The 25,789-nt window shown below is 38.7% G+C and carries 24 protein-coding genes and 1 pseudogene; 10 read left to right on the forward strand and 15 right to left on the reverse strand.

Annotated elements, in window-relative coordinates:
* Nucleotides 1-21: 21 nt before the first annotated feature.
* On the reverse strand, nt 22-627 hold the full coding sequence (locus U1P77_RS11155; protein ID WP_321155054.1) for a tetratricopeptide repeat protein: 606 nt from the start codon (nt 625-627) through the stop codon (nt 22-24).
* Between the two features lie 278 nt (nt 628-905).
* On the opposite strand from U1P77_RS11155, the gene U1P77_RS11160 reads away from it, so the two are divergent.
* The 4 genes from U1P77_RS11160 (at nt 906) to U1P77_RS11175 (ending at nt 3,569) form a co-directional block, all read left to right on the forward strand.
* The gene (locus tag U1P77_RS11160) at nt 906-1,289 is read left to right on the forward strand and encodes a hypothetical protein (protein WP_321155055.1); all 384 of its coding nucleotides are present in this window, start codon (nt 906-908) and stop codon (nt 1,287-1,289) included.
* 276 nt (nt 1,290-1,565) lie between these two features.
* Nucleotides 1,566-2,681, forward strand: coding sequence for a tetratricopeptide repeat protein (locus tag U1P77_RS11165; protein ID WP_321155056.1), 1,116 nt, complete (start codon nt 1,566-1,568; stop codon nt 2,679-2,681).
* Between the two features lie 5 nt (nt 2,682-2,686).
* A complete protein-coding gene (locus U1P77_RS11170) occupies nt 2,687-3,340 on the forward strand; it encodes a hypothetical protein (RefSeq protein WP_321155057.1) in 654 nt (217 codons plus the stop codon).
* Between the two features lie 22 nt (nt 3,341-3,362).
* Nucleotides 3,363-3,569, forward strand: coding sequence for a hypothetical protein (locus U1P77_RS11175; protein WP_321155058.1), 207 nt, complete (start codon nt 3,363-3,365; stop codon nt 3,567-3,569).
* A 159-nt stretch (nt 3,570-3,728) separates the two neighbouring features.
* Here U1P77_RS11175 and U1P77_RS11180 read toward each other — a convergent pair whose 3' ends face one another.
* The 5 genes from U1P77_RS11180 to U1P77_RS11200 form a co-directional block, all read right to left on the reverse strand.
* Nucleotides 3,729-4,394 (reverse strand): hypothetical protein, encoded by a 666-nt coding sequence (locus tag U1P77_RS11180; RefSeq protein WP_321155059.1) that lies wholly within the window; start codon nt 4,392-4,394, stop codon nt 3,729-3,731.
* 516 nt (nt 4,395-4,910) lie between these two features.
* On the reverse strand, nt 4,911-5,375 hold the full coding sequence (locus U1P77_RS11185; protein WP_321155060.1) for a hypothetical protein: 465 nt from the start codon (nt 5,373-5,375) through the stop codon (nt 4,911-4,913).
* A 169-nt stretch (nt 5,376-5,544) separates the two neighbouring features.
* Nucleotides 5,545-5,988 (reverse strand): hypothetical protein, encoded by a 444-nt coding sequence (locus tag U1P77_RS11190; RefSeq protein WP_321155061.1) that lies wholly within the window; start codon nt 5,986-5,988, stop codon nt 5,545-5,547.
* Nucleotides 5,989-6,302: 314 nt separating this feature from the next.
* Nucleotides 6,303-6,434, reverse strand: a complete 132-nt coding sequence (locus U1P77_RS11195) for a hypothetical protein (protein WP_321155062.1) — start codon at nt 6,432-6,434, stop codon at nt 6,303-6,305.
* Between the two features lie 103 nt (nt 6,435-6,537).
* On the reverse strand, nt 6,538-7,128 hold the full coding sequence (locus U1P77_RS11200) for a recombinase family protein (RefSeq protein WP_321155063.1): 591 nt from the start codon (nt 7,126-7,128) through the stop codon (nt 6,538-6,540).
* A gap of 285 nt (nt 7,129-7,413) precedes the next feature.
* Here U1P77_RS11200 and U1P77_RS11205 point away from each other — a divergent pair, with 285 nt between their 5' ends.
* The 3 genes from U1P77_RS11205 to U1P77_RS11215 are packed head-to-tail and all read left to right on the forward strand — an operon-like array spanning nt 7,414 to nt 9,639.
* Nucleotides 7,414-8,037 (forward strand): AbiV family abortive infection protein, encoded by a 624-nt coding sequence (locus tag U1P77_RS11205; RefSeq protein ID WP_321155064.1) that lies wholly within the window; start codon nt 7,414-7,416, stop codon nt 8,035-8,037.
* Nucleotides 8,038-8,054: 17 nt separating this feature from the next.
* Nucleotides 8,055-8,777: a DUF2971 domain-containing protein gene (locus tag U1P77_RS11210; RefSeq protein WP_321155065.1), complete on the forward strand. Its 723-nt coding sequence runs from the start codon at nt 8,055-8,057 to the stop codon at nt 8,775-8,777.
* A 49-nt stretch (nt 8,778-8,826) separates the two neighbouring features.
* Nucleotides 8,827-9,639, forward strand: coding sequence for a restriction endonuclease (locus U1P77_RS11215; RefSeq protein WP_321155066.1), 813 nt, complete (start codon nt 8,827-8,829; stop codon nt 9,637-9,639).
* 633 nt (nt 9,640-10,272) lie between these two features.
* On the opposite strand, the gene U1P77_RS11220 is transcribed toward U1P77_RS11215, so the two are convergent.
* The 7 genes from U1P77_RS11220 to U1P77_RS11250 form a co-directional block, all read right to left on the reverse strand.
* Entirely contained in the window at nt 10,273-10,479 is a 207-nt protein-coding gene (locus U1P77_RS11220) for a hypothetical protein (RefSeq protein WP_321155067.1), read from the reverse strand.
* 99 nt (nt 10,480-10,578) lie between these two features.
* The gene (locus U1P77_RS11225) at nt 10,579-13,680 is read right to left on the reverse strand and encodes an HsdR family type I site-specific deoxyribonuclease (RefSeq protein WP_321155068.1); all 3,102 of its coding nucleotides are present in this window, start codon (nt 13,678-13,680) and stop codon (nt 10,579-10,581) included.
* Nucleotide 13,681: 1 nt separating this feature from the next.
* Nucleotides 13,682-14,872 carry an AAA family ATPase gene (locus U1P77_RS11230; RefSeq protein ID WP_321155069.1) on the reverse strand — a complete coding sequence of 397 codons (1,191 nt, stop codon included), beginning with the start codon at nt 14,870-14,872 and terminating at the stop codon, nt 13,682-13,684.
* Nucleotide 14,873: 1 nt separating this feature from the next.
* A complete protein-coding gene (locus U1P77_RS11235) occupies nt 14,874-16,043 on the reverse strand; it encodes a restriction endonuclease subunit S (protein ID WP_321155070.1) in 1,170 nt (389 codons plus the stop codon).
* On the reverse strand, nt 16,040-17,581 hold the full coding sequence (locus U1P77_RS11240; protein WP_321155071.1) for a type I restriction-modification system subunit M: 1,542 nt from the start codon (nt 17,579-17,581) through the stop codon (nt 16,040-16,042). Before U1P77_RS11240 ends, U1P77_RS11235 begins: the two co-directional genes overlap by 4 nt.
* A 247-nt stretch (nt 17,582-17,828) precedes the next feature.
* Nucleotides 17,829-18,755, reverse strand: a complete 927-nt coding sequence (locus tag U1P77_RS11245) for an IS30 family transposase (RefSeq protein WP_321155072.1) — start codon at nt 18,753-18,755, stop codon at nt 17,829-17,831.
* 126 nt (nt 18,756-18,881) lie between these two features.
* A complete protein-coding gene (locus tag U1P77_RS11250) occupies nt 18,882-19,901 on the reverse strand; it encodes an IS701 family transposase (RefSeq protein WP_321155073.1) in 1,020 nt (339 codons plus the stop codon).
* A 461-nt stretch (nt 19,902-20,362) separates the two neighbouring features.
* Here U1P77_RS11250 and U1P77_RS11255 point away from each other — a divergent pair, with 461 nt between their 5' ends.
* The 3 genes from U1P77_RS11255 (at nt 20,363) to hemN (ending at nt 24,000) form a co-directional block, all read left to right on the forward strand.
* Nucleotides 20,363-20,527: a hypothetical protein gene (locus U1P77_RS11255; RefSeq protein WP_321156682.1), complete on the forward strand. Its 165-nt coding sequence runs from the start codon at nt 20,363-20,365 to the stop codon at nt 20,525-20,527.
* Entirely contained in the window at nt 20,467-22,203 is a 1,737-nt protein-coding gene (locus U1P77_RS11260; protein WP_321155074.1) for a penicillin acylase family protein, read from the forward strand. Before U1P77_RS11255 ends, U1P77_RS11260 begins: the two co-directional genes overlap by 61 nt.
* Nucleotides 22,204-22,461: 258 nt before the next feature.
* Entirely contained in the window at nt 22,462-24,000 is a 1,539-nt protein-coding gene (hemN, locus tag U1P77_RS11265) for an oxygen-independent coproporphyrinogen III oxidase (RefSeq protein WP_321155075.1), read from the forward strand.
* A gap of 109 nt (nt 24,001-24,109) precedes the next feature.
* Here hemN and U1P77_RS11270 read toward each other — a convergent pair whose 3' ends face one another.
* Both U1P77_RS11270 and U1P77_RS11275 read right to left on the reverse strand, forming a co-directional pair.
* A complete protein-coding gene (locus U1P77_RS11270) occupies nt 24,110-24,970 on the reverse strand; it encodes an SPFH domain-containing protein (protein ID WP_321156683.1) in 861 nt (286 codons plus the stop codon).
* Nucleotides 24,971-25,266: 296 nt separating this feature from the next.
* Nucleotides 25,267-25,719, reverse strand: a pseudogene (locus U1P77_RS11275) (NfeD family protein); the annotation flags it as partial.
* Nucleotides 25,720-25,789: the final 70 nt, after the last annotated feature.

Genomic DNA, 25,789 nt, shown 5'->3' on the forward strand with positions numbered 1-25,789 from the left:
TCGGTTTTCAAAATTACTAAATCAGTGGCCTTGCTCATTTAAGATTCGATAATTATCACAACCTTCTTGATCACCATTATCGCAAGACTTACCAAACCATTCTTTTGCAGTGCTTATGTTTTTACGCACTCCTTGACCATTACCGTACATCGCTCCAAGGTTGTTTTGAGCCTTAGCCTCACCTTGATTGGCGGCTTTTGTATACCACTCTACAGCCTTAGTATAATCCTGACGTACGCCTCTACCGTTGTCATACATAATTCCTAGATTGTATTGAGCCTTAGCCTCACCTTGATTGGCGGCTTTTGTATACCACTCTACAGCCTTAGTATAATCCTGACGTACGCCTTCGCCCTTGTCATACATCAATCCAAGATTATATTGAGCACTAGCCTCACCTTGATTGGCGGCTTTTGTATACCACTCTACAGCCTTAGTATAATCCTGACGTACGCCTTCGCCCTTGTCATACATCAATCCAAGATTGTATTGAGCACTAGCATCTCCTTGGTTGGCTAATCGTTGGGTTTGGTTAAAATTTGGCGCAGCCATCGCTGATATAGATATTATCGCTGCGACTAAAAAAACGATTGCTTTGTGTATGAATGAGGCTTTGAACAGTGGCATGGCATGTCTCAACTAATTGGCTTGAAGGATTACATTTGTGTGTTAAACTCATGGTAGCAGATATATTTTCGAGCAACCGACCCGATGACTTTTTTTAGTCTATTTTCATTTGTCATAATCTAATTTGTGCGAACAGCGGGCGTTTTTAGGGTTATGTGCTACGAATAGATTAGCAACACAGTTAAGGTGCTTTGCTAGTTTATAGTTGGTTATCTTCACAAAAGTAGGCTAGCATACTGCTTATCTGCTACACCCCCTTTTTTAAGGTAAGTATTTATATGAAAGTTTTCTTTTCTGCAATTTTCGTTTTTTTAACTTCAATCATATTTATAAATTCATCACAAGCAAATGACCAATCTGTTTCGTGCTATCAAACAGCATGGGAGCATCCGGAAAAAGGTGGGTTAGGGCTAACTAGAGGAATGGCGCTTGATCTCTGCAAAGGAGCACCTGTTGCAAAGGAAGTTTTACAATGCTATCGAAAAGCATGGGAGCATCCGGAAAAAGATGGATTAGGACTATCTAGAGGAATGGCCGTTGATCTTTGCAAAGGGGTCTCACAATCGAAAAAAGTAATTAGTTGCTATCAAACAGCATGGGAACATCCGGAGAAAGGTGGGTTAGGGCTAACTAGAGGAATGGCGGTTGATTTCTGTAAGTAATAGCATACCTATGGCGAACCAATCAGGTACTTTTAACGGTTCGGTTCCCTAGTAAGGACTTGAAAGTTTATCTATAGCTAAGTGATTTGAATATGTATAGGTTCTTAGGTTTAATCAGCATAGCTTAAGTTAGTTTAAGCCTGTGATTTTTCAAAGCTAAGTAATATCAGTGCGGCATTTATGAAAGAGTTAGTTGAAAGTGTTAGTAGTTTAATATCTAATGAACAATATTAGACATCCCACCAAATATTTGTTCCTGATAAAGACAGAGATAATATGAAAAAAGCAATCCTCTTGGTTTTGTTGTTTGCGTTTAGTAGCTTTAGTTATGCAGTTTCCATTGATAAAAATTTATTAAATAAAGCTAAATCAGGCGATCGAGTTTCTCAAGAAGAAGTCGCTAAATTTTACGAGTTTTCTGGAGAAGAAGGTGAGTCTTTGTCTTGGTTATATACAGCTTTCGAGAACGGATCTGGTTATGCTGCTGGTAAGATTGCAAAAGCTTACTATGAGGGGTCAATGGGTTTAAAAAGAGACCGTTATGAAGCCTGGTCTTGGTATAGAAAAGGAGCTAACTTGAGTGATAGAGACTCTTTACTTTTTATGTCCAACGACTATTGGGAAAGAGGTAGTAGTACTAATCAAAAAATTGCATTTCAACATTTAGTCCAATGCATAAGTGAACTAAAAGATTCGGAATGTAATGTTCGATACGCAAAACTGCGCAGGTCTGTAAGTGGTAACCTTGACACAAGTGCGCTCGAAGCAGTACAAAGAGCTGAAAAAATGGGGTATCCAGAAGCATATACTGAATTAGCGTTCTATTACGAAAATGGTTATATCGTAGAGAAAGACATTAGTAAGGCTTATAGTTATCTTCAAAAAGCGGCTTCAAAAAATGAAAAGAATGCCTTAGAAAAGATAGGTGAGGCATACCTCCATGCGCATAAGTATGGACTTAATAAAGATGAGAAGAAAGGTGTAGATGCTCTAGAGAAAGCAGGTGTCTTAGGAAACGGGGCAGCTTATAGAACGTTGGGTGATTATTACTTCGCGGATAAAAAAAATACAATCAATCTAAATAAAGCCATTAATTATTATCAAAAAGGGGTCGCATTGGATAATCCCTATGCAGCTTGGAATTTAGCCTCTCTTTATAGCGAGTATTCCGATAATTTAGGAAGAAGGCAAAGCTCCTATTGGAAGGAAATGGCAAAACTTATGACTTTAGCAGCAGACGCTGGATTGCTTACAGCTCAATTAGAGCTAGCCTCATCTTATAATAAAGGAGAGATGGGCTTGTCTTCTAGATCAAAAGCTAAATACTATTATGAGCTTGCTGCAAAGCAGGGATCGGGTGAAGCTAAACTCAAACTTAAAGGTTTTAACTAATCTCTATGAAGAAGCTAACCTCTCTTATTTTGCTGACATTCTCTTGTCAAGTCTCATATGCCAGCTGGTATACAAACTATGACTCTGCTGGGAGAATGGTTTCTATTTCCAGTGAAAAAGCACTTGCTTATGATGTGTCCTTATTAAAGGATCAATATATATTTTTGAATAAAAACCCAAAAGCAGCAAACAATAAAAATATGTACTCTAAAGAAGAGGTTATGAAAGTTGGAGATACTTACATTTTTAATGAAAGTGCAAGTAAAGGCCTCAAAACTTCAAATAAAGATTTCAGATTTGATAGAGTCATCACTGTAGAAGAACAAATGAAAGACGATCGACGAGTCGTAAAATCTGTTTTAAATGAGAGTGGTGTCAGCCGCAATGTTGGAAAGACTGATATTGACGAGACTAGACCCATGTTAATCTATAAGCCATATGCTGCGATTATGCGATACTCAATTTTGAATAAATCTAATCAAGTTGTAGAAAGCTGGTCAGAAAAAAGCCCTATGCAGTACCTAACTATTGAAGACTGCAACAAAGAAATACCTAAATATAGAAGGATAGCTCAGAACAACTTAAATAATTCTTTTTTCGTTAAATCCCAACTACTCAAGGGCAAGACAAGTGTTTCTTGTTCCAAAGTTAATAAATAAATTTAGGTTTAAAAGGTAAAATATGAATAGTGAAAGTAAACATATCGTTGAATTCTCATTGAGAACTTTAGTTAGATTTTTAGAGTTAGAGGGAATAAAGGCAAGCGAGCTTGTTGATAGACATTCAGGTAAAGTTCTCGGTAATGAACTAGGATATGATGATGGTTTGCCACCTCAAGATAAGGGTAAGGCCTTAGAGCTTATCAAATCTTGTAAACCTTCTAATTAAAAAATTAGACTCTTAGTAGGTGTCCAAATTTGAGAGTATCCTGAATTTTGTGTAAGTATTGCTACAAGATAAAGGGCAGTTACACAGAATTCGGGATGGTCTCTTATATGAGCAATATCTTCTAAAAGATTTAAGACCTAAGAAATAGTATCCTTATTCTTACTTGTTCTCTGGCAAATCAAACATACCAAGTAGATAAGGAGCAGAGTCTCCTCCTGCGAATGTTTCATACCCAGCACCATCTCCAGTTACTACGCCACAGAAATTCACTTCTGAGCTAGGCAAAATATCACCAGAAGACCCTACTGCTATCACGCTTACATAGCCACGAAATGCAGCATACACAAATGCTTGAGTTAATGGGGGGTTGATAGAACGATCAACTTCAATTTTGTGTACCGTTCCCGTAAAACAAAAGCGTTTACCAGTCTCAGTAAAAATATCTTTTTTTATCATTTCATAGCTAGTTTCAGGAATGCTATTCAGATCTTCCCAAGTCATACCAACTATCCCATCCCAAAGTATCAAATTTCTAAGTAACTCTGAAATATCACTGTTGTTTGAACCTGAGTCTATAGAGTCTTTATTGTTATAGAGAGCAATAGCAGAAGCTAAAGTAGGAGCTTCTTGTTTTAGCTTCTTTATTTGATTTTCACTTAGAACTTCTTCAGCTGTTGTTTTTGGCTTAGCTGCCATTACTGGCTTAGATAACATTATGGGTTTAGCTACTATTGCTTCACTGGGCTTAGTAGAAGTAGTGTTTAAATCAGTTTCTACTGTACTGTCGCTTGAACATGCAAACAGGAAAAGTGTAGTGACAATCAAAAATAGACGTTTATACAAGATAATATTTCTCTCAATTAAAAAAACTATTCAACCATTCTATATCATTTCCAAAAATTAGAAAGACTGCCGAATATACCTCAAAGAGACCAGTGACAAATGGCTTCTTCTATCCAAAGTCATTTGTCATAACGTCTGTTTTATAGGAACAATAGGTGTTTTTAGGGGATTCATGTGAGTTGCAGACTGGATTATATTCACAAGAAAACAAGAAAGGTTACTGGTATAGTCACGCTTAAATTAAAAATAGACGATAAAACTAGCTCATAACAGACTTTTGATTAAAAACTAATTGGGTTCAATTCAACTTGCTAGCTTATCCAGTATCTTGATTGATACCTTCTCTTACTCTTATAAAGCTCGTAAGGCTTATAATTAGCCTATATAAGGCGTTATAATACTATTCCTATGCAATGGTAGCTTAAATAAATTATAAGCTCTTATAAAGGCTATTAGAGCCATGTAGAATACTAATGATTAATTCATGTAAATTATTGATTATTGAATATAGATTAGCTTATCGTTATCAAAAGTTAAATAGTTAACATAGTCTCCATAAATCCATTGTTCAAGTTTACCTAGCTCATCAGTTGTCACGTTGGTGTATTCTGGTTTCCCCCAGTGAGTTTTAGTTAGCACTTGGTTTGGAGTCATTCCCATTTTAGCCCCAACATCAATATTATTGCCGTTTCTGAATACAGTCTCACTTTTATCAGGAACTAGACCCTTCATTCTTCTATTGGTTTGATAAACTTGAAGATATGCTGTCGCGCCCCTAGCACTACTCCTTTGAATCTGAGCAGCAAGCATTGCTCTCTTATCATTACCATAAAATTCTTCGATAGTATCTGTAATATGAATTGTGCTCATAGAACCATTTTCATGTACAAAAGTAACTTCACCTGCAAGAGCCTTAACAGCACTCAAGGCGAACAAAGAACAAAATAGTATTTTTAGTATCATTTTCCTATAACCTTTAATTTATTTTCTTAATTCGGCTGTTTGGTAGTAGTGATAAATAACCATAGCGATCTCACAGACGTTATAAGAGGTTTTGGTATTATTAAGCTACAAACACCATGGAATGGTATAACAAACGATTATAGGGCTATATGTGTGCTATATATAGATATCACCAATGCCTAGCATTACCGACTGTAAGTATTTTAATTAGCTTATCGTTATCAAAAAGCAAAAATCCATGATAGTCATAAGACCACAAATCAAGTTTGCCATACTCATCAGTAATTGCTCTCGTTATGTCAGGCTTTCCCCAATACGTCTTATCTAAGACTTGATTTTGAGTCATTCCAATTTTAGCACCGACATCCCTTTTGCTAGCGTCACCAACCTTAAACACCACTTCACTTTTATCATGTGTAAGGGGCTTCTTTTTTCTAGATTCTTGCAGGTTTTTTAGATTTAATCTTGCTGTTTCATTTTTTAGTGTTGCTAATTCTTCTTTATTGGATTTTTCTTCATCATTATCGTTAATATAAATATAATGGTTATCATTAATTTCAGCATAGCCATTGCTTGCAATAAGTAAAGATATTGCTAGTAAGATAAATTTCATTTTATATTCTCATAAGTCTGTATTTCAGTAGAAAATAACGCCTATATATGCGTACTATGCTTAACATTTCGTAATAAAATATCGCTATAAGCCTTGATGATACTAGGCTTTCGATTTATCGAATAGGCAAAACCTGATTGTCTGATTGAACACTAAGGTTACATGAACTTACGTAATTTAACCCATCATAAAAGCTGATCGCTATCTCTACCACTGTTGAGCATAGCCGTGTAAGATCATATAAAAGGATAGGGTCATATTTAAAATATCTAGGACAATCTACAAGTTTTCCCTTGCTGCCTACAACATCCTAATCACCACCAAAAGAAGAAAAAGAAACCACCCTTATTTTCTTTTTTAGCCTTTTTGTCTTTAAGTTTCTGAAACTTCTTCTTTCTTTTTAAATACTCTCTGCTTCCTACTTTAGGTAACGGCTTAGTGCTCATGTTGATTCCTTATAATATTCTTTAATAAAAACTTCATTGCTCGGAGTGATAGCATCATATTTTCCAACAGTCATTACTAGTACCAATTATGCAAGTCTATCTATTAGCCTTCTCTTATCACTCGATAAACCGTTGATACATTAACCCCAACTGCATTCGCTATCTCATCTTTAGTCATATTGTTTTTACTATTTAATTCTAAGATACGTTTATTTTTTGCCGTATTAGCTGTCTTACCATTAGGCTTATAACCGCTGTTAGCTAAACCTTGTTTAATACGTTCTCTTCTTTTGTCATTATCTAACTTTGCCATAGTAGCTAACAAATCGATCAACATATTATTTACTACAGCTAGTATCTCTCCAGTCATACCATCACTGATTGTATGAGTAGTAGGTAGGTCTGCAACAACTAGCCTTAATCCCTTATCTTTGATTCTTTGCTTTAAGATAGCGAAGTTTTCTTGTGATAGTCGGCTGAGTCTGTCTACGCTTTCTACTAATAGAATATCGCCTTGATTAGCGTTATCAAGTAACTTGTTTAGTGCTGGTCTATCTAGCTTAGTTCCACTATAGTTCTCAATATACTCAACATAGCTATCATCATAACTTTTGCTAAAGCTAATCAAATCAGTCAATGCTCTTTTAGCGTCTTGATCTTTGGTACTAGCCCTCACATAGATTCTGACTGTCATAACATTACCTTATCTTTTAGACTTATATTTTAATGTTCAGCGATAATACTATCATTTAATAACTAAAAAAAGTCTAATGATAGGGTTATTATCATTTAATTATTTTATATTTTATGTATAGTCTAATGGTAGGGTACTTGAAGTGGTTCCATTATAGCGGTCTATTTTAAGTAGTCTGTTAATAGGTTTAAAGGGTGAAATAACTGGTTCCACTGGGGTATACGCTAAAATAATAATTACGTGTATTTTATATTTATCATAAAATAAATAAGAGAGAGTAAAATTGTGGATAAGAGCGGACATAACATAGCTGTAGAAGCTTCTGTAATATTTTCAGATGGGTATACGGGCTTACATGGTCGAGAAGAGTATAACGACGCTGTTGCTCACATTTACGATTTGATATTCGCATCATATACTTTGTTGAAGAATGATAGTTTTGCCCCCTCTCTTTTTTTATCAATCACAATATTTGAAGAAATTGCCAAAATAAAAGCTGGATATATGCGTGCAGCACAGCAAAAAGATTTACTAAAAGTAAAACGAGGAAAAGATCATCTCTTTAACCATGGTATGAAACATAAAATTGCAATATCACATGTTTATCTAATTGGTGACCGCATAGCTAATAGTATTGGTGCTGATAGAGCTGAGGAGATTTTCGAAGGCTATAGTTCTGGCGCATATTCATCACTAAGGGAGAAATCACTGTATTTTGCGCGGGATAATGAAAGTTTACATATTCCATCAAAATATATTGATTCTAATCTAGCTGCAGAGCATTTGTTAATAGCCGTTGAAATTTTTGTTGATGAGTTTTGGGGTATGACTACAAGTGCATCGACTATATGCGATAAGGCTAATGAATTCTATATAAAAGTGGAAACTATCCTTAAGAATATGCAATAAACCAATTAGGAGAGATTATGAACTTTATCGGCGATGAACCAAATAGTATAGAACCATTATGGCGATACTTTAAAACAGAAAGGCTAATAGATTTTTTGATCACTGGTGAGTTGTACTTTGCTTCAGCTCGTGAGTTTGATGATAAGTTTGAAGGAGCTGTAGCTATAGTATCTCCAGAATACAAAATAGATCCACGTTATGCGAAAACTGAAGGTACTGAAAAAGCTTTTGAAGAATTAAAACGTTTAATCAAAGTAAGTTGTTGGCATAGATCCTTGTACGAAAGTGATGCCATGTGGCAGTTATACGCCGATAAGTGGAAGGGTGTAGCTATACAAACCAACTTGGATAAGATAAAAAAATCCATACAACCGTTTAGATTAAACCCTAAGTACGCTGAAGAAAATCTATGTGTTGGCAATGTCAAATATATTGATCTTACCAAAGGAAAACTGAAAGTTAGTATGATAGAGCGGTTTTGGCATAAGCATACTGCTTTCGACTGGGAAAAAGAATTTCGGATAGGTATTTCTCTTCGATTGGCAGAAGAGTTTGGAGTAAATATACCTGAGCACGGTATAAAAGTTAAATTTGAAATAACCGATCTGATTGAGCGAATTCATCTTGGACCATTTCTATCGAACGCAGATATTGAGAAGGTTCGAAAAATAGCTATTGAAAAGGGTATCGGTGATCGAGTAGATATATCAAGCTTGAAAGGCACACCACGATATACATGAGTTAGATAGAACAATTCTTACGCTTAGCTAAAAGGACACTTTAAACTTTATGATTGATAATCCATATCCTGATAAATGGCAAGACCTTCAATTAGGTGTGAAGAGAATATTTCGCAATGTTGGCTTGTCGTCAGATATTGAGGTAAATATACCTACCCCACGTGGCTCTGTTAATGTTGATGTTTTCGCGATCGATGGACTGAGCTTGGACAATATCAAATATATTGTAGAATGCAAAAACTGGGGTTCATCTATACCTCAATCCGTCGTACATTCCTTTACGACTGTTATGCATGAAACTGGCGCTAATATTGGGTTTATTATTTCTAAACGCGGCCTACAATCTGGCGCAAAAGAATATACGAGAAGTACAAACATTGTTGGTTTAACTTATTTAGAGTTTCAGCAACGATATTTCGAAGCTTGGTGGACAAGATATTTCTGTCCTCGTGTAGGGGATGCTGCGGATCGTGTTTTACAGTACACTGAAGAATTTAATCGTCACCGTGATAAAGAGTACAACAAGCTTTCTCAAGAAAGTAAGGATTTATTTGATCGGTTACGTTCAGAGTATCGTGTATCTTCATTTATGTTGGCAATGTTTAATATGCCAAGTATAAGTCCTATGCTAGATACTGGTACTTTACTTAATGTACCTTCCGACCTTAAAAGTTTTAAAATAGAGGTCTTATCCAATATTACACCAGGAGTCACATGGTATGCCTCGACTTTTCGAGAGTTGTTAGATGGTGTCTTACAATATTTCCTAGATGCGGAAGAGGATTTCAACTCGATATTTGGAAGGTATATTTTTGATACAAAGCCAATTAGTGGAGTTGGAGAAGATGGACCATCTATTTAAATGTCTGTTTAAGATAAGAAGCTTTGCTTTAGGTGAACTAGCAGGCTCAAAAAAGCATCAGTACTTATTACAAAGGCTACGTTTCGATGCCTGTATAGCGCACCAATCACGAATAGAATATGTATGGTAAGTACACCATGAAGTACACTATGAATATTTCAGCTATTTAAAACGTTGATATCATTAGCCTACAGCCAAATATTCAAGTCCTCACTAGGGAACCGTATTATTAGGCTGTTTTGAACATATCTTTTTGGGCATAGTTCAGGCTCACTAAAATGATTGCATAAGACTGGTATGACAAAGAAAACAACAGATTGCTTGATGCAAAGAATTATTTTGTTTCGATTGCGGCATATTCAGAAAAGTATTTCTCGATAGGAATTAATGCTAACTTTAACCCTCGGAGGGATGAGAACGACATAACTGGATATATTACACTTCCTTTACTCATCGTACTAAAGAAGACATCCGCATCTTGGCGATCGGCGTACAGCTCAGGGTCCTTTAATCTCTTTTCTTTTCTGTTCTTTACTCTCATATTCCACTCTTTCTGATTACTTGTTATAAAAAAAACTGTATCAGTATCAACATGCTTTTTAGGCATCCCATGAGCAATAAGATGTCTAATTTCTATATTTTCATTGGAGATAAAGAGTTTCTAACATCATTAAGTAAGACTTTGAAATCCTCGTCAGACATAGATTTTAAGGCTTTAAGACCGTCAAAAGCAGTCGAAGTATTAATATCCAAAGCATTACCAGCCTCTGAAACAAGAGATCTACCATCTATAAGAGATAAACCACGTCTAAAACGCTTATTAATTTTACGTCTAAACATAAAACCCCATTATCAAATAGTACGGTATAACACTAATCGAATTATTAAAGCGATAAGAAAGCCAGTTGATAGAAAAAGCTTAGTTCATAAGAACTAATGCTAAACCTTCCCACCCACGCCTTTAAACTTCTCAACGAAAGTAGCTATTTTCTCTAGAACACTTTGCTTCTTGGTTAAGTATTGCGGATTGAGTGGACTCAGCTTAGGCAAGATAGCATTCAGCTCTGTGCCGTTTTCACTAGCATACTCACGTTTTAGCGAGGCAGTAATATAACGCTTAGCGGCATCTTCATTCAGGTTTTCAGCGGTAATCATATCTTTGACTTCACGTTGCTGCTCTAACTGAGCATAGCTAAAGAAGGCATCAATGATGCTGGATTTATCAGGGATGTTATCCAAATTGGTTTGATTAATGAAATCAACCACTAGGCTCTCTTTGGCACGGTTACCAATACTTGCGCGAATCAAACGACGTACTTCTTCCACCAAGGCCGACTTGTCTTTGGTGTTTTTATTATGCTCAAAAATCAACTCAAGGATATAATCAAGGTTGATCTCTTGTGATTTGAGCAAATCTATTTCAAAAACCACATCATCCCAATCAATCGAAGACTCTCCCTGTTGGTCAGCTGCTTTTTCACGACGAAGCCAATCACGTATGTCGTTATAGGCAGAACGGTAATCTTGTACGGTACGTTCAGCAGGCACTTTAATGGCTTGCATCGCGGCTAAGTCATCGTCGTTTAAGTAATGCTCATCCTTAAACGTCTCAATCGCCTCAGCATCGTTCACATCCAAGTCTTGCAGTGCTTTTAGCCCTGCAAATTCATCATAGTTTTGTAAGATATTCTCGACGCGCAAATACTCACCGAATAACTTAGCAAAGTCTTTTTTGTCGGACTCTTTAACAATCTCATCGGGATTAGGGAAGCGCTGTTGCAGCTCTTTGACCACTTCCAAATAACCACGGCGCGCTTTGCCTGTGGCGATATCGGTAAAGCCTTCTAAATATTCTTTATAGCTCTTCTCTAGCACCACGTTTTTAGTGTTTTTATCACCAAACAAGGTAATAGCATCAATGGTTGCCTTTTCTAAGTCTCGAAAGGTCACGATGTTGCCAAAGGTCTTAGTGGCATCATAGATACGGTTGGTACGTGAGAACGCTTGCATTAAGCCATGATAACGCAGGTTCTTATCCACGAATAGAGTGTTCAAGGTAGGCGCATCAAAACCTGTCAGGAACATACCAACGACAACCAGTAAATCCACCTCCTGATTGATAACACGCTCTGCAAGGTCACGGTAGTAGTTTTGGAAAGACTTACTATCTACGCCATAATTGGTCTTAAACATGCCGTTATAATCACTAATAGCGCTGCTTAAAAACTCTTTAGCGCTGCTGTTCATTGCCGTCGGCTCAAAGCCTTCATCGGGAATGTCCCCCAATGCGTCTTGTTCTTCGTTAGCGGCATAAGAGAAGATGGTAGCGATCTTTAATGGTTTATCGCTGTCCTTTTGCAAGTGGTTCAAGGCTTCATAATAGGCTTTAGCCGCATCAACGCTACTGACGGCAAACATGGCATTAAAGCCTTTGCCCCCTGATTTTAAGCGGTGGGTTTTTTGTCTAAAGTGCGTTAACACATACTTTGATATCTCATTGATACGATCAGGATGCAGTAACAGCTGCTTGTTCTCTGCTGCGGTAAGTTTCGTCTCGTTCTGTTCAGTTTCAATGGCGCTAAACTGTGGGCGTACATCGTTATAGTCCACTTTAAACTTCAAAACCTTTTCATCACGAATGGCATCAGTGATGACATATGAATGCAGTTCATGACCAAACACACTGGCGGTAGTCTCTGCCCCTAAAGCGTTCTCCGGAAAGATAGGCGTGCCCGTAAAACCGAACTGATAGAACTTTTTAAACTTCTTTTTCAAGTTTTTTTGTGCTTCACCGAATTGGCTACGGTGTGCTTCATCAAAGATAAACACTACTTGCTTACCATAGATGGGCAAATCGCCTTCACCTTTGATTAAGTTATTCAGCTTTTGAATGGTGGTCACGACGATTTTATTATCGTCTTTATCAAGGTTAAGTTTTAGACCTGCGGTACTGTCTGAGCCATTGACACTCTCAGGGGAGAAGCGCTGGTACTCTTTCATGGTTTGGTAATCCAGATCCTTACGATCTACCACAAAAAATACTTTATCAATAAATTCGAGCTCAGTCGCCAAACGTGCAGCTTTAAAGCTGGTTAGTGTCTTTCCTGAGCCTGTGGTATGCCATATATAGCCCCCACTCTCAAGGCTGCTCCACTTTTTGGCTTGGTAGGCGCTGTTTATCTTCCACAAAATACGCTCAGTGGCGGCAATCTGATACGGACGCATCACCAATGAGGTGTCGCTTATATCAAAGACGGTGTAATGCATCAGCACGTTCAATAAGGTGTTTTTTTGGAAGAAAGTAGCGGTAAAGTCTTTTAGGTCTTTGATTAAGGTGTTGTCTGATCTCGCCCAATTCATGGTGAAATCAAAGCTGTTTCTATTGCGCTTAGTGGTGTTGGCAAAGTAGCGTGTGTCTGTACCGTTTGATATCACAAACAGCTGTATATACTTATATAGGGAGTTATCAGAGTTAAAGCTTTCTTTGCTATAACGATGCACTTGGTTGAAGGCTTCACGAATGGCAACGCCACGTTTTTTAAGCTCGACTTGCACCAATGGCAAGCCATTCACCAAAATAGTGACGTCATAACGATTTGCCTGTGTGCCTGTTTGGGCAAACTGTTTGATCACCTGTACTTTATTGCGTGGGATGTTTTTCTTATCCAATAGCGCGATATTCTGAAGACGTCCGTCGTCAAACACAAAATCATGGATATGGTCATCATGAATCTTACGGGCTTTATCGGTACTGTTGTCGCTAGGGTTATCGAGGTAGTCCATCACAAAGCGTTGCCACTCAACGTCTGTGAACTTCATATTATTTAAGGTTTGCAGCTGCACACGTACGTTGGCCAACATGGTTTTGGGTGAGTTTAAATCAGCGACAAACTCATAGCCTTGATTGTCTAAATCCTTGAGCAACTCGCGCTCTAAATCGTCTTCGGTTTGATAGCCACCATCGGGCTGATCACACTTGGTATATTTATTGAGGACGATAAAATTGTTCGATTCCGCAATCGTGTTGGTGTGTTCAGTCATCTTATTCTTCTTCCTTCTTCCAGAATCCATACTCATTAATCAAATAATCTACCATTTGTTTTAGCTTCTCTTTATCATTTTCTTCAATTTCAGCAGTTTCTTCACCGGCATGTGCGGAATGACTAGAAATATTAACAATTCTATTTGCAAATGGATCCGGGTTCCCATCAACAGTTTTAAGAAGGAGATCAGGCCATTTCTTGTACCCAAGAAATGTTGCTGTTTTTTCTAAAATATTTCTTAAGAAATTAAAATGATATTTTCTTATTTGATCGCTTGCGATGGCATTTTTTATTTCAGAAAGTAAGTACAAATGATATGAAAAAGGAATAATATTAGACAGTTCTTCTAATTCAGCCGATCCATCACTATTTTTACTCAGGCGATAGTTCTGAAATTGGTTTTGTTTATAAATCAACTCTCTATCTTCAGCATCCGGTCTTTTATATAGCTTATTATTAAATTCATTTAGTAGAACGTTGTAGAAAAGCGGGTTGTGGGTCGTAACGATGAATTTCAGAGGCTGCGGTGCAGACTTAATCAAAAGTGCAAGATCAACTGCCAGCTCAATCAAGTGATTTTCATCTAACGAACTTACAGGATCGTCTATAAAAATGTATTCCAAAGTATTAAAAGCATCTGTGGAGCGATTCATTACATCTTCAATATCTAATTCAGAAAATACCTGCTCTAACAAGGAGTAAAATACACTCCAAATGAAGTTACTTTCCTCACCTTTTGAAATTTTAAGGTTTTTTAAGCTTTGGTTATTACCACTTTCAAGCGAAAAATCTACTTCGGAAAAATCTGGACTGAAATTTGGTGTTAATTTACTATTACTATAACGCTGAAAATTAGTTGTGATATTTCTATCTTGTCCTTGTTCCTTAAGCAACCAAAGTAACCAGTCAGTAAAAGTATTAGACTGAATTTTGAGTTTTGGTTTTACATCGAAATCTAAATCATTATCCCAATAGAACAAATCTTCCGTAAAAGCACTGTAATAGAGAATCTTAGTACGAGCAGGCTCTACTTGCTCATCATCATCTTCACTAATGGATTTGGGTACAACAAGCTCTTTAAACCTCCTTGAAAGTCGAGTTTTACCTGTACCATTAAAAGCATAAATGAGTTGAACTTTTTTATTAGATTTTTTAAGTTCTTTGGCGATTTCTTCTAATGATTTACTCATTTTATGCATCACCTTCTACTTTAGGAAAACTCAAAAGTAGCTCTCGATAATACTCATATTGCTGCTGACGCAAAACAATCTCGCCTGGTAAGCCTTCAGTGAGTGAAGTTGTTAATGCATCAAACTTATCTAGAATAGTGACAATACGTTGTTGTTCAAATAAGGAAGGAAAAGGTAAAGGCAGACGTTCAAAAGTTTCAAGATTTATATTTCTCTGGGCACTACCAGTACTTTGCGATTGTAATTCCGATTTGAATGAAGTTAAAAGATACTCGACATAGCTAGCAGTTGTTTGTTCTGGATCTGCAACAAAACCTATAATACTATCTGGAAAACATGAGTCAAAACCAAGAATAGTCGTTTCCGCAATATTTGCTGCTATGGTTATACAAAGCGTACCTTCAGGCCATAACTTGCTTTGTTCCAATCCAAACTTACTATAAGTTTGTGTGTACTCATTAATAACATGAGAAGCATTCCTAATATCTCCTGTTTGAATGAAGGGTACGTCTCCTCCATACAGTCTTGAATCGTTTCTTGGACGATGTTTTGACTTTCCGCGACCAAGCTCAAGAGCAACTTCTTTTAATGTTTTCCATTCAACTTCCTTATCATTAAATGTTAATAATTGATCACGATAGTAGAGGTATTGATGCTTACGTGCTGTAAGTTCTGCTGTAAGTTCTGCGGTAAGTTCTGTAAATACATCTAAAATCCGTACGATTTCGGCTTGGATATTGAGGGGTGGAATAGGTATAAGAAATTTTTCAAGCATTGGCTTTCTAATTGATATCGAGGTAGCTCCAACACTCTTTCCTAGAATGTATTTTTTAAAACTATCAGCCATTAGATAGTATAAAAACTTTGCATTTAGCTCATCTTGAGTTACATGAATTCTATATGCTCTCTGATGCAATGCATATTTACCTTCAACATAATGAAAAATATCACCAATTGCACCTTCGCCAGGGACAACTATTGCTATCTCATCAAACTGAAATATATCTGATTTCAAAATGTTTTTTGAACGAACATAAAAAGGATATTTTCCATTTTCGTTTTCATCCTGACGGTTTGAACGTCCTGTTCCAACCTCTGCCACTTCGCCCAACGATTTCCATTCGACTTCAATACCATCGAGTAGTTTTCCCATGTAACTCAACTTACTCATACCTCAATCTCCGCAATGATGGTATCAACATCAGCACGCAGCTGATCAATCTTGTCAACGGTATTTTTTAGCTCAGCATTGAGGGTAGTGATATCGATAACTTTACGCGTGTCTTCCGCTTCCACGTAGGCGCTGACTGACAGATTATAATCATTAGTCGCAATCACACTATTGTCGATACTAGCGGCTAAGTAATCGCTGTCTGACCTACTATCGAATAGCTGCATAATCTGTTCAATATTTGCCTCAGTAAGGACGTTGGTATTGGCCTCCGTCTTGAACAACTTACTTGCATTAATAAACTGAGTCTTACTATCCGTTTTGTGTTTGGATAGTACTAAAATATTGACCGAGATAGTTGTACCAAAGAATAGATTGGCTGGAAGAGAAATCACTGTTTCTACGTAGTTGTTGTCTATTAAATATTGGCGGATTTTTTGTTCAGCGCCACCACGATAGAAGATACCAGGGAAGCAGACAATCGCTGCACGCCCTTTACTGGACAAGTAATTCAATGCATGGAGCACAAACGCAAAATCGGCTTTAGACTTGGGTGCTAATACGCCAGCAGGCGCAAAACGTTCATCATTAATCAGGGTTGGGTCGTCGCTGCCTATCCATTTCACTGAATAAGGAGGGTTTGAGACAATGGCATCAAAAGGTTTATCGTCACCAAAATGTGGATTTAACAACGTATTGCCCAGCACGATATTAAACTTGTCGTAGTTGATGTTATGTAAAAACATATTCATACGCGCAAGGTTATAGGTGGTGTGGTTGATCTCCTGACCAAAAAAGCCTTCTTCGATGATATGGTTATCAAAATGCTTCTTAGCTTGCAGTAACAGTGAGCCTGACCCTGCCGCTGGATCATAAATCTTATTGACGGTTTCCTGCTTATGCATAGCAATTTGTGCAATCAGCCTAGAGACGCTTTGTGGGGTAAAGAACTCGCCCCCTGACTTACCAGCATTAGCGGCATAGTTAGAGATCAGATACTCATAGGCATCACCAAATAGATCGATTTGGTTATCAGCGAACTGATCTAGTTTAAGACCAGCCACACCTTTAAGCACCGCTGATAAGCGCGTGTTCTTATCGGCAACTGTATTACCTAAACGGTTACTGGTCGTATCAAAGTCAGCAAACAAGCCTTTTATATCCGGTTCGGATGGATAGCCATTGGCTGAGCCTTCAATCGCTTTAAATATAGCCGCTAGATCAGTATTGAGATTCTCGTTTCTATGCGCACCTGCGGCAATACTAGCAAACAGTTGGCTTGGATAAATGAAGTAGCCTTTAGTCTTAATGGCGTCATCTTTAATATCATCAGTAATCACATTGTCAGGAAGCGCGGCATAATTGACGCTATCATCACCGCCTTCAATATAAGTGGCAAAGTTCTCACTGATAAAACGATAAAACAAAGTACCTAATACATATTGCTTAAAGTCCCAGCCATCTACTGAACCACGAACCTCATTTGCAATTTGCCAAATTTGGCGGTGTAGTTCGGCACGTTGTTGGGTACTTGTCATAATAAAATCCTATAAAAATAAAAGAGAGGCAGGTTAAAAGGTTTATTGGAATAATATTTTATTTATCGTTCAATCATTTTTTCATCGATCATCTCAGTCAGTAACTGAGTCACTGTCTTACGACTATCAAGCGCATATTTTTTAGTGCAATGTACTTTTATTCGTCAATATTGAAGTTCACACGTACCGTTTTTTTTGGTGTATTAGTAACATCTGACAGAGCTAGATTAACACACCAAGTGCAACGCTAGATTCTATTATAGAACACCTGATTAGGCGTTTTGAACGCCAATCGTTTTCTTGGTCTGTCGTTCAACTGATTTTCAATAGCCTGTACTTGCTCATCAGAGACTTGTCTAAAGTCACAGCCTTTAGGCAGGTACTCCCTAATCAAGCCATTAGTATTCTCGTTTGTTCCTCTTTGCCATGAAGCAAAGGTGTCAGCGAAGTAGAACATGCTGCAAAGCCTCTCTTTGATCTTTATATGCTCAGCAAACTCTTTGCCATTGTCAGAGGTAATAGTCATAACGTTACGCCTGATGGGTGTCAATAACGTTATTATCGCATCAGCTACTAAATCCGCACTCTTTTTAGTCACTCGTTGCATTCTAAGCAACCCTGTTCTGCGTTCTACTATAGTCACAATGGCTTGCTTATGGTGTTGCCCAATAATAGTGTCTGCTTCTGAGTCGCCAATACGTGACCTGTCCTCTACTACAGAGGGACGCTTATGGATTGAGACTCTGTCATTGATGCGCCCGCGAGTCTCGCTTGTGAGCCTTTGTCGATAAGGCTTGGCTTTGCGCCTAAGATACTGCCATAAGGTGCCACCTTGTTTCTTATCGCTCCATAGATAGCGGTAGATACTGGTATGGCTGATACCACCGTGAACGCCTGCAATCTGTTCAGGACTCCAACGCTCTTTGAGTTTGGCTTTGACCCAGTCCCAAACGTCTATAGCAATTGTGAGGGCATTGTTTGCCCGACGTGCTGAGGCTTGTTTGTCTGCAAACTGTGGACGGTAACCACGCTGACTTTCATTGCGACTAAGCTCTCTTGATATAGTGCTTGGGCTTCTGTTTAGTTGGTCTGCTATAAATTTAATACTCTGTTTTGCCCCTTTAAGGGCAGAAATCTGATATCGTTCACTAAGGCTTAGTTGTGTATAGTTCATGGTTGCAATCTCACTTTGGCAGTGGATAAAGACTGTGATGCTATCGCATCTAGGTCTTTTTTTCACTTACTGATTGAAATTGCACTTCATTTGTTAATCTAAGAATTTATATATCTATATTAGGACTTACGCAACCATCAACCCAGGCGAGCGCAACTGCTCGCAGAGGTAGTTATCAAGTAAGCCATGTTTTAACTGATATACCGTTTTCTTTGTTTGCTTAGCAATACGGGTCAAGCATATCCAAACCAATATAGAACAACAAATATGATTGCGTTGAATACGTGCTTTGCGACACTGATTAGACTCTATGCCTGTTAACTGTTTAATCTCTCTATGAAACTGCTCAATCTTCCAGCGTATGGCGCACACCTGTTGTACATCATCACGATTCGTTTGAGTGGTATCGTTGGTCACGACCCAATCCGTGCGGTGAGTACTCACCACGACCCGAAACAGTTGCACTTTATAATCTTTAGGAAATTTGTTAATTTTAATCAGCTTGCCATTTGCTTGTTCTTGTTCTGCCCATTCAAGATGGCTTACTGCGGTATAAGCTCGCTGTCCTTGTGAATCATCAACCAAACGGTTGCTCTTAAGTGGACAGTAAAAGATTTTATCTAGACTATCGATGGTCAGCATGATGTCTTTGGTGGCATACCAGCTGTCCATAAGCACGGTTTTAAATAAAAGCTGCTTGTACTCAATACTGTGCTGTAGCATGTCCTTTAAATGGTCAAGCTTACTTTTACCATCAATCGCTTTGTCATAAATACGGTAATCAATAACCCAATACTGCTGGGTGTGCGGATTAACGTAGATGCAGTTCACAAGGCCAATACCTTTAATCAAGCGCTTGGCGTTACCACTATACTGGCGATTGACCAGTTCTATCTTGTGACTGTGGTCTTTGTCCAATACAGTATCATCAAAGATGAGGTAACCGTCAGGATGAGCGATAAGGTCTTGTTTGACTTGCTCCCAGACTAGACGGGGTTTGAGCTTATCGCCTTTCAAATAGCGATTGATACGGTCATGACTGATATTCTCAGGATGATGATCAGCATAATTAGTAATGGTGTAGTTTATTTGACTCACCATGAGATATTGGCAATAATCTAGTCGGGTTACTTTGGGCTTTTTCATGACTTTATGCTACTACGTTATTCTTGAGGTTAGCAATACCTATCGGGTTTTGCGTAAGTCCTATATATCTATATCTATATCAAAGTATAACGGTATACGCGAAATAACTTGAGTTGACTAAATAATTAGCTGGTAAAGTCATTTAAAATAGTTATATTATGAGTGTGTACTTGTACACTACTAGCAATAAAAAAGGAATTTATTGACCTTCTAAAGCTTGATGGATGAGTTTTTTTGTCATAGCTTTAAGTAACTACAATCAACCATGGATGGTGAAAGTTATGACTATAAAAGTTCTAAATCGATGTACGCCAACATTGACCTTACTGACGATGGCAATGTTGCTGTGACTATCCGGTTGTTCGGATAGTAATAATAATGTCTTCGACAGTGACGATAACATCACACCTGATACTGAATATGCAGCAGATATTCAGTGCACTAAATTTGGCATACCACATATTACAGCTAGGAATTATAAAGGCTTGGGCTACGGTGTGGGCTATGTTTTTGCTGAAGACAACATCTGCTCACTAGCGCGTGAGCCGGTACTAAAAGTGGTATATTGTACGGCAATCCGCATGAGCCATGGAATGGGGTACAGCGTTTTTACGAGTTCCACTTAACCCTGCCAGGCGAGCTCGATGTGATGGGTGCCGCCCAACAAGGTCAACCCTTCCCCAATATTGGCTTTAACAAAGACGTTGCTTGGAGCCATACCGTATCGACTGCCAAGCGCTTTACGCTTTATCAGCTCAGTCTAGTACCTGGCGATCCAATGAAATACAACTATATAAACAGTGCTGGCGTAGAAGAGAAGCGTAAAATCGAAACTGTTCCTGTCACTATTCAGCTACCGAACAATGAAACGATGGTTCGAAATATTTATGTCTCACAATATGGACCGATGATAAACGTAAACGCCATTAATGGTCGCTTACCAGCTTGGGGCACTAGTAATCTAGCCTTTACTATCCGTGATGCTGCCTCTGAGAATCCACGCGCACTCAATCAATGGCGTAGTATGAATAAAGCCACGAGCGTTGAGGATTTGGTAGATAGAATGCAAGATATAGTTGGTCTGGGCTTTGTCAATACTATCGCTACCGATCGTTATGGTAAGGCACTCTATGCCGATATCTCAACCGTGCCTCATGTCACCAAACAGCAGCTAGAAGCTTGTAGTAGTGCTGCATCTGGACCTGTTCTTGGTGCTTTGATTGCGTCAGACTTACCAGCACTAAACGGTAGTATCGCTGCCTGTGAATGGGGCAACGACGCCGACTCGCCACAAGCAGGTATCTTTGGACGCTCAAACTTACCGTTCTTAATTCGTGATGATTATGTTGCCAACTCTAATGACAGTTATTGGCTGAGCAACCTAGAGGAGCCATTGACTGATTTCTCACCGCTACTACGTCGCCGTTTGACACCGTTTCTTGGTGCCAATCCTGTCGACGGTGTCCCATTACTGATGCGTTCACGTATGGGACTGACCCAAATAGCGGATCGATTGAGCAATAAGGACAACCTTGGCGGTAATATATTTAACTTAGACAACATGCAAGAGGTGGTCTATGGTAACCGCAGTTATGTTGCTGAGTTAATACTTGACGATGTATTGACAGATTGTAGAGCCAATTCTACGCTGCCATTAACCAGTGGTGCTACTATAGATGCTACTCAAGCCTGTAATATCTTAAGCAACTGGGATCGTCGTAACAATCTTGATAGCAAAGGCGCTCATGTTTTTAGGGAGTTTTGGCGTAACGTTGATTTTACTGAAACTACAGATAATGCCTTTAGCGTTAAGTTCGATATCAATGATCCAGTAAATACACCTCGCGGTCTCATCATTAATGATAGTACGCGCAAAGCTCTAGGCGATTCGATTGCTTATTTTAATAGTAAAAAAATTGCACTTGATGCACCGTTGAGTAGTCTTCAATACGTCATCGATGCGGGTATGAATAATGACAAAATACCTATGCATGGTGGACTTGGCCGCGAAGGTATCTTTAACGTCGCACAAGGTCCAGATCTCAATGAAGATGGCACTTATAGACCTATCAATGGTGGTCCCACTTATATGCAGTCAGTCACTTTTGATAACAAAGGACCTGTAGTTGAAGCTCTGTTAGCCTACTCGCAGTCCGCGGATACTACTCGACCTTATCACCGTGACCAAACGCGCCGATACTCGGATAAAGAATGGATTCGCCTGCCCTTTAGCGCTGGCGAAATTTCTAAGCAAGCCGTTGGTAATAAGATTCAACTAAGAGAAAAATTTCGCCCTGACTAAAGATTTGGAGTAACTGCACAAGCGATCTTAAGTTTATCTTAGGGTCGCTTTTTTATACACAATAGCTTTTACAAGCTTGCATGTCCACTCTAAGAGAACTTATTGACCACCCCACTATAGATAAGGATTTGTTATACTAAAGATTATCTATTGAGCCACAAATATTGCTAAAAGTATCGTTAGCAAACCAGCTAAAAGTTGTTATTAAATAGTTATCAACTTGATGGGTAGCCATAGCGCTCATATAAGGAAAACCGTATGTCAGAATCTAACCCTATCCCACAGCAACCTTATAATAATTCAAACGAGCAACCGACCACTGCCCGTCCTGTTGCTACAGTAAACAACCCTTATGCCAGTCTGCGTGGTACTAGCGGCAGTAAGCAACTGCCAACGTTCGATGGTGCGATTGTTAATAAGTACAATCGTTCAGGGCCGCGCTATACCTCCTACCCGACCGCTTTAGAATTTTTGCCGATAGCTGACGGTCTGGAGACCAAAATTTTGCAGAATCGGGAAGCGTACGCGCCACTATCTTTATATTTTCACATTCCGTTTTGCCGGCATCTTTGCTATTACTGCGCCTGTAATAAAATTATCACTAAAAAAAATAGCGACTCAGGCGATTATCTACAATATCTTATCGCTGAGATTAAGCACAAACGCGGCCTATTATCCATACCAAAAGACAGCACCAAACCCCTAGTCAAGCAGCTACATTTAGGCGGTGGTACGCCAACATTCTTGCGGGATGAAGAGCTGGTGCAGCTTTGGGAGTTTTTACAGACGCAATTTGAATTTTTGCCAGAAGACGAAGGCGATTATTCTATTGAAATCGACCCACGCGAGCTTGGCGACGAGACCCTACAGACTCTGCGCAATCTGGGTTTCAACCGTATTAGTTTGGGCGTACAAGATTTAGATGAAGCGGTACAGATTGCCGTCAACCGAGTACATTCAGCAGAAATGATTGCCAATATCTTAAATGAGGCCCGCGATTTAGGCTTTCATTCTATTAACATTGACCTAATTTATGGCTTACCACATCAGACCCCAGCTACTTTAGATAAAACCGTACGCCGTATCATTGAGATGTCACCGGATCGCTTATCGGTATTTAACTACGCGCATCTACCCGAGCGCTTTAAAGCCCAACGCCAAATTAAAGATGAAGATTTACCAGATCCAGCAGTGAAGCTTGCTATGTTAGGCAATACCATCAATACTTTAACCGAAGCTGGCTATCAATATATCGGTATTGATCACTTCGCCAAACCTGATGATGAGCTGGCAGTGGCACAGCGTGAAGGTAAATTACATCGTAACTTTCAAGGTTATACCATCATGGGTGACTGCGATTTATTAGGGTTTGGGGTCTCAGCAATCAGCCAAATTACCAACACTAATAGCAGCTATATTTTGCAGAATGACACTGATTTGCAAGTCTATCAGGACAATATTAATGCTTTGCATAATAATCCTACTGTCATGCCAGCGGTAAAAGTTATAAAAACTTCTATTAAAGACCGCTTACGTGAATATGTAATCATGAATTTATTGTGTCATGATTATATTGATTTTAAAGACGTCAATCAAAAATTCGGTATCGATGCCGTTACTTACTTTATTAATGAAATTCAACAGCTGGGTGAGATGCAAAAAGATAAGCTGGTTGATATGGATATAGCTGGTATTCGCATTTTACCCAAAGGTCGCCTACTAGGGCGTAACGTGGCAATGGTATTCGATGAGTATCTTGAGAAGAAACACAAAAATCGATTTTCTAAAGTTATTTAGTCCAAATCCACTAGCAATAAAATAGGCGGTTAGTAATATACTAACCGCCTATTTTTATAGACTTACTTTGATGTATTGAGCTCATATAACCAGCTTAAAGCAGCGGCTACTACGCTTTTAATTTATCGCCTACCATCCCTTTAACCGTACTTAAGATATCAGCGGGGATGACCACCATTTTCGAGTTATCAGACTCAGCCAAATCTTTAATCGCTTTGATATATTGCTCACCGAGTAAGTAGATGATCGGCATGTCCTCTTCTCCTACCGCACTGGTAATGAGGCGTATTGACTCCTCTGATCCTTTAGCCAGTACTACTTGCGCTTCAGCATCGCGGCGTGAGGCTTCTAGGCGACCATCAGCCTCTAAGATAGCTGCCTGCTTTTGACCATCGGCACGAGTAACCGTAGCACGGCGCTGACGTTCAGCGGCAGCCTGCTCTTCCATCGCCATTTGCATGGTCGATGACGGATTAATATCTTGAATCTCAACGGTCTTTAGGGTGATACCCCAGTCAGAGATATCTTCTGAGATAGCGTGTTTGAGCTTGGTTTTAATTTCATCACGGCTAGACAAAGCACTATCGAGATCCATCTCACCAATGATTGAGCGTAAAGAGGTTTGTACTAGATTGAGAATGCCGTATTCATAGTCTTCGATACCATAAACCGCTTTATCAGGACGAACAATATTAATATAGGCAACTGCGTTAGCAATAATGACTACGTTATCGCGAGTAATGACTTCTTGCGATGGAATGTCCAACACAATATCTTTAGTAGTAACTTTATAAGCAACTTTATCAAGAAAAGGAATAATAAGACTAAACCCTGGCTCTAAAGTTTGCTCATATTTACCAAGACGCTGAACAATCCATTTATAGCCTTGCGGGACAATACACACGCCTTTAAAAACGGTGAAGACCACTAAGGCGGCTAATACCAACATAACGATACTAACGCTATTCATGCTGTTAATAATGCTGTTCATGACGCTCTCCCTAATCCATTACTATATACGCTGCAGTAGTGTGGTGTTTGTTGTATATCTATTATTCTAGAATGCGGTAATTCTTTGTTATGTTGAACAAGAGCCTTTATAGCTTAGTTGTCAGTAAATTTTTTCTTGAGACGAGCCCTATCAAGACCCGTTTTATTCAGACTCAGTTTACTATGCTTAATTTCATGATAATCAACGTCGTTGATTTTAAGTCTATCAATCGAAGGACGGTTAGCAATGATAGGCGCTGCAATTGGTTTAGTAAGCGCTACAATAAGCTCATTACCGCTGATATCAGTCACTACGACCCGATCACCCACTTCGACCGCCTCATCACGCGTACGGCAAGACCATTCATCTGCTCCCACTATCGGTACATTAAAGCGTACGAGTCCAAGCTTATCCGGTTGCGGTTTAACTACAATCATACCAGTTTCGCCGATTATCACACTGCCACCCAATCCAGCTTTTGTACGGTCTATTGATAATGGCTTAATATATTTAACCCAAGCAAACATAAATAGCACGGATAAAGCCAACCAAATAATTACTTGTATTACTAAAGAAATAGGCAACAACCAGGATAAAGCAGCAACAATGATGGCAGCAGCACCAAACCAAAGGCTTGCAAAGGTAGGGATAAATATCTCAACAATCATTAGTAAAAAGCCTAATACTAGCCAGTGCCAGGGTTCAATCATCCAAATAGTCTCAATCATCACCATACCCTCCTTTGCAGTTCTATCTGTTAATATAGCACATTTTGGACCTTAATAATGTCTTAAAAAT

The organism is Psychrobacter sp. LV10R520-6 (assembly GCF_900182925.1).
In the GTDB taxonomy this organism is placed as follows: Bacteria; Pseudomonadota; Gammaproteobacteria; order Pseudomonadales; family Moraxellaceae; genus Psychrobacter.

Coding starts and splice junctions, on each gene's coding strand:
- U1P77_RS11225 (WP_321155068.1), bottom strand. CDS start 13,680: ATGACTGAACACACCAACACGATTGCGGAATCGAACAATTTTATCGTC.
- U1P77_RS11185 (WP_321155060.1), bottom strand. CDS start 5,375: ATGATACTAAAAATACTATTTTGTTCTTTGTTCGCCTTGAGTGCTGTT.
- U1P77_RS11240 (WP_321155071.1), bottom strand. CDS start 17,581: ATGACAAGTACCCAACAACGTGCCGAACTACACCGCCAAATTTGGCAA.
- U1P77_RS11200 (WP_321155063.1), bottom strand. CDS start 7,128: ATGACAGTCAGAATCTATGTGAGGGCTAGTACCAAAGATCAAGACGCT.
- U1P77_RS11155 (WP_321155054.1), bottom strand. CDS start 627: ATGCCACTGTTCAAAGCCTCATTCATACACAAAGCAATCGTTTTTTTA.
- U1P77_RS11165 (WP_321155056.1), top strand. CDS start 1,566: ATGAAAAAAGCAATCCTCTTGGTTTTGTTGTTTGCGTTTAGTAGCTTT.
- U1P77_RS11250 (WP_321155073.1), bottom strand. CDS start 19,901: ATGAAAAAGCCCAAAGTAACCCGACTAGATTATTGCCAATATCTCATG.
- U1P77_RS11160 (WP_321155055.1), top strand. CDS start 906: ATGAAAGTTTTCTTTTCTGCAATTTTCGTTTTTTTAACTTCAATCATA.
- hemN (WP_321155075.1), top strand. CDS start 22,462: ATGTCAGAATCTAACCCTATCCCACAGCAACCTTATAATAATTCAAAC.
- U1P77_RS11220 (WP_321155067.1), bottom strand. CDS start 10,479: ATGTTTAGACGTAAAATTAATAAGCGTTTTAGACGTGGTTTATCTCTT.
- U1P77_RS11190 (WP_321155061.1), bottom strand. CDS start 5,988: ATGAAATTTATCTTACTAGCAATATCTTTACTTATTGCAAGCAATGGC.
- U1P77_RS11230 (WP_321155069.1), bottom strand. CDS start 14,872: ATGAGTAAATCATTAGAAGAAATCGCCAAAGAACTTAAAAAATCTAAT.
- U1P77_RS11245 (WP_321155072.1), bottom strand. CDS start 18,755: ATGAACTATACACAACTAAGCCTTAGTGAACGATATCAGATTTCTGCC.
- U1P77_RS11215 (WP_321155066.1), top strand. CDS start 8,827: ATGATTGATAATCCATATCCTGATAAATGGCAAGACCTTCAATTAGGT.
- U1P77_RS11195 (WP_321155062.1), bottom strand. CDS start 6,434: ATGAGCACTAAGCCGTTACCTAAAGTAGGAAGCAGAGAGTATTTAAAA.
- U1P77_RS11210 (WP_321155065.1), top strand. CDS start 8,055: ATGAACTTTATCGGCGATGAACCAAATAGTATAGAACCATTATGGCGA.
- U1P77_RS11170 (WP_321155057.1), top strand. CDS start 2,687: ATGAAGAAGCTAACCTCTCTTATTTTGCTGACATTCTCTTGTCAAGTC.
- U1P77_RS11270 (WP_321156683.1), bottom strand. CDS start 24,970: ATGAATAGCGTTAGTATCGTTATGTTGGTATTAGCCGCCTTAGTGGTC.
- U1P77_RS11235 (WP_321155070.1), bottom strand. CDS start 16,043: ATGAGTAAGTTGAGTTACATGGGAAAACTACTCGATGGTATTGAAGTC.
- U1P77_RS11175 (WP_321155058.1), top strand. CDS start 3,363: ATGAATAGTGAAAGTAAACATATCGTTGAATTCTCATTGAGAACTTTA.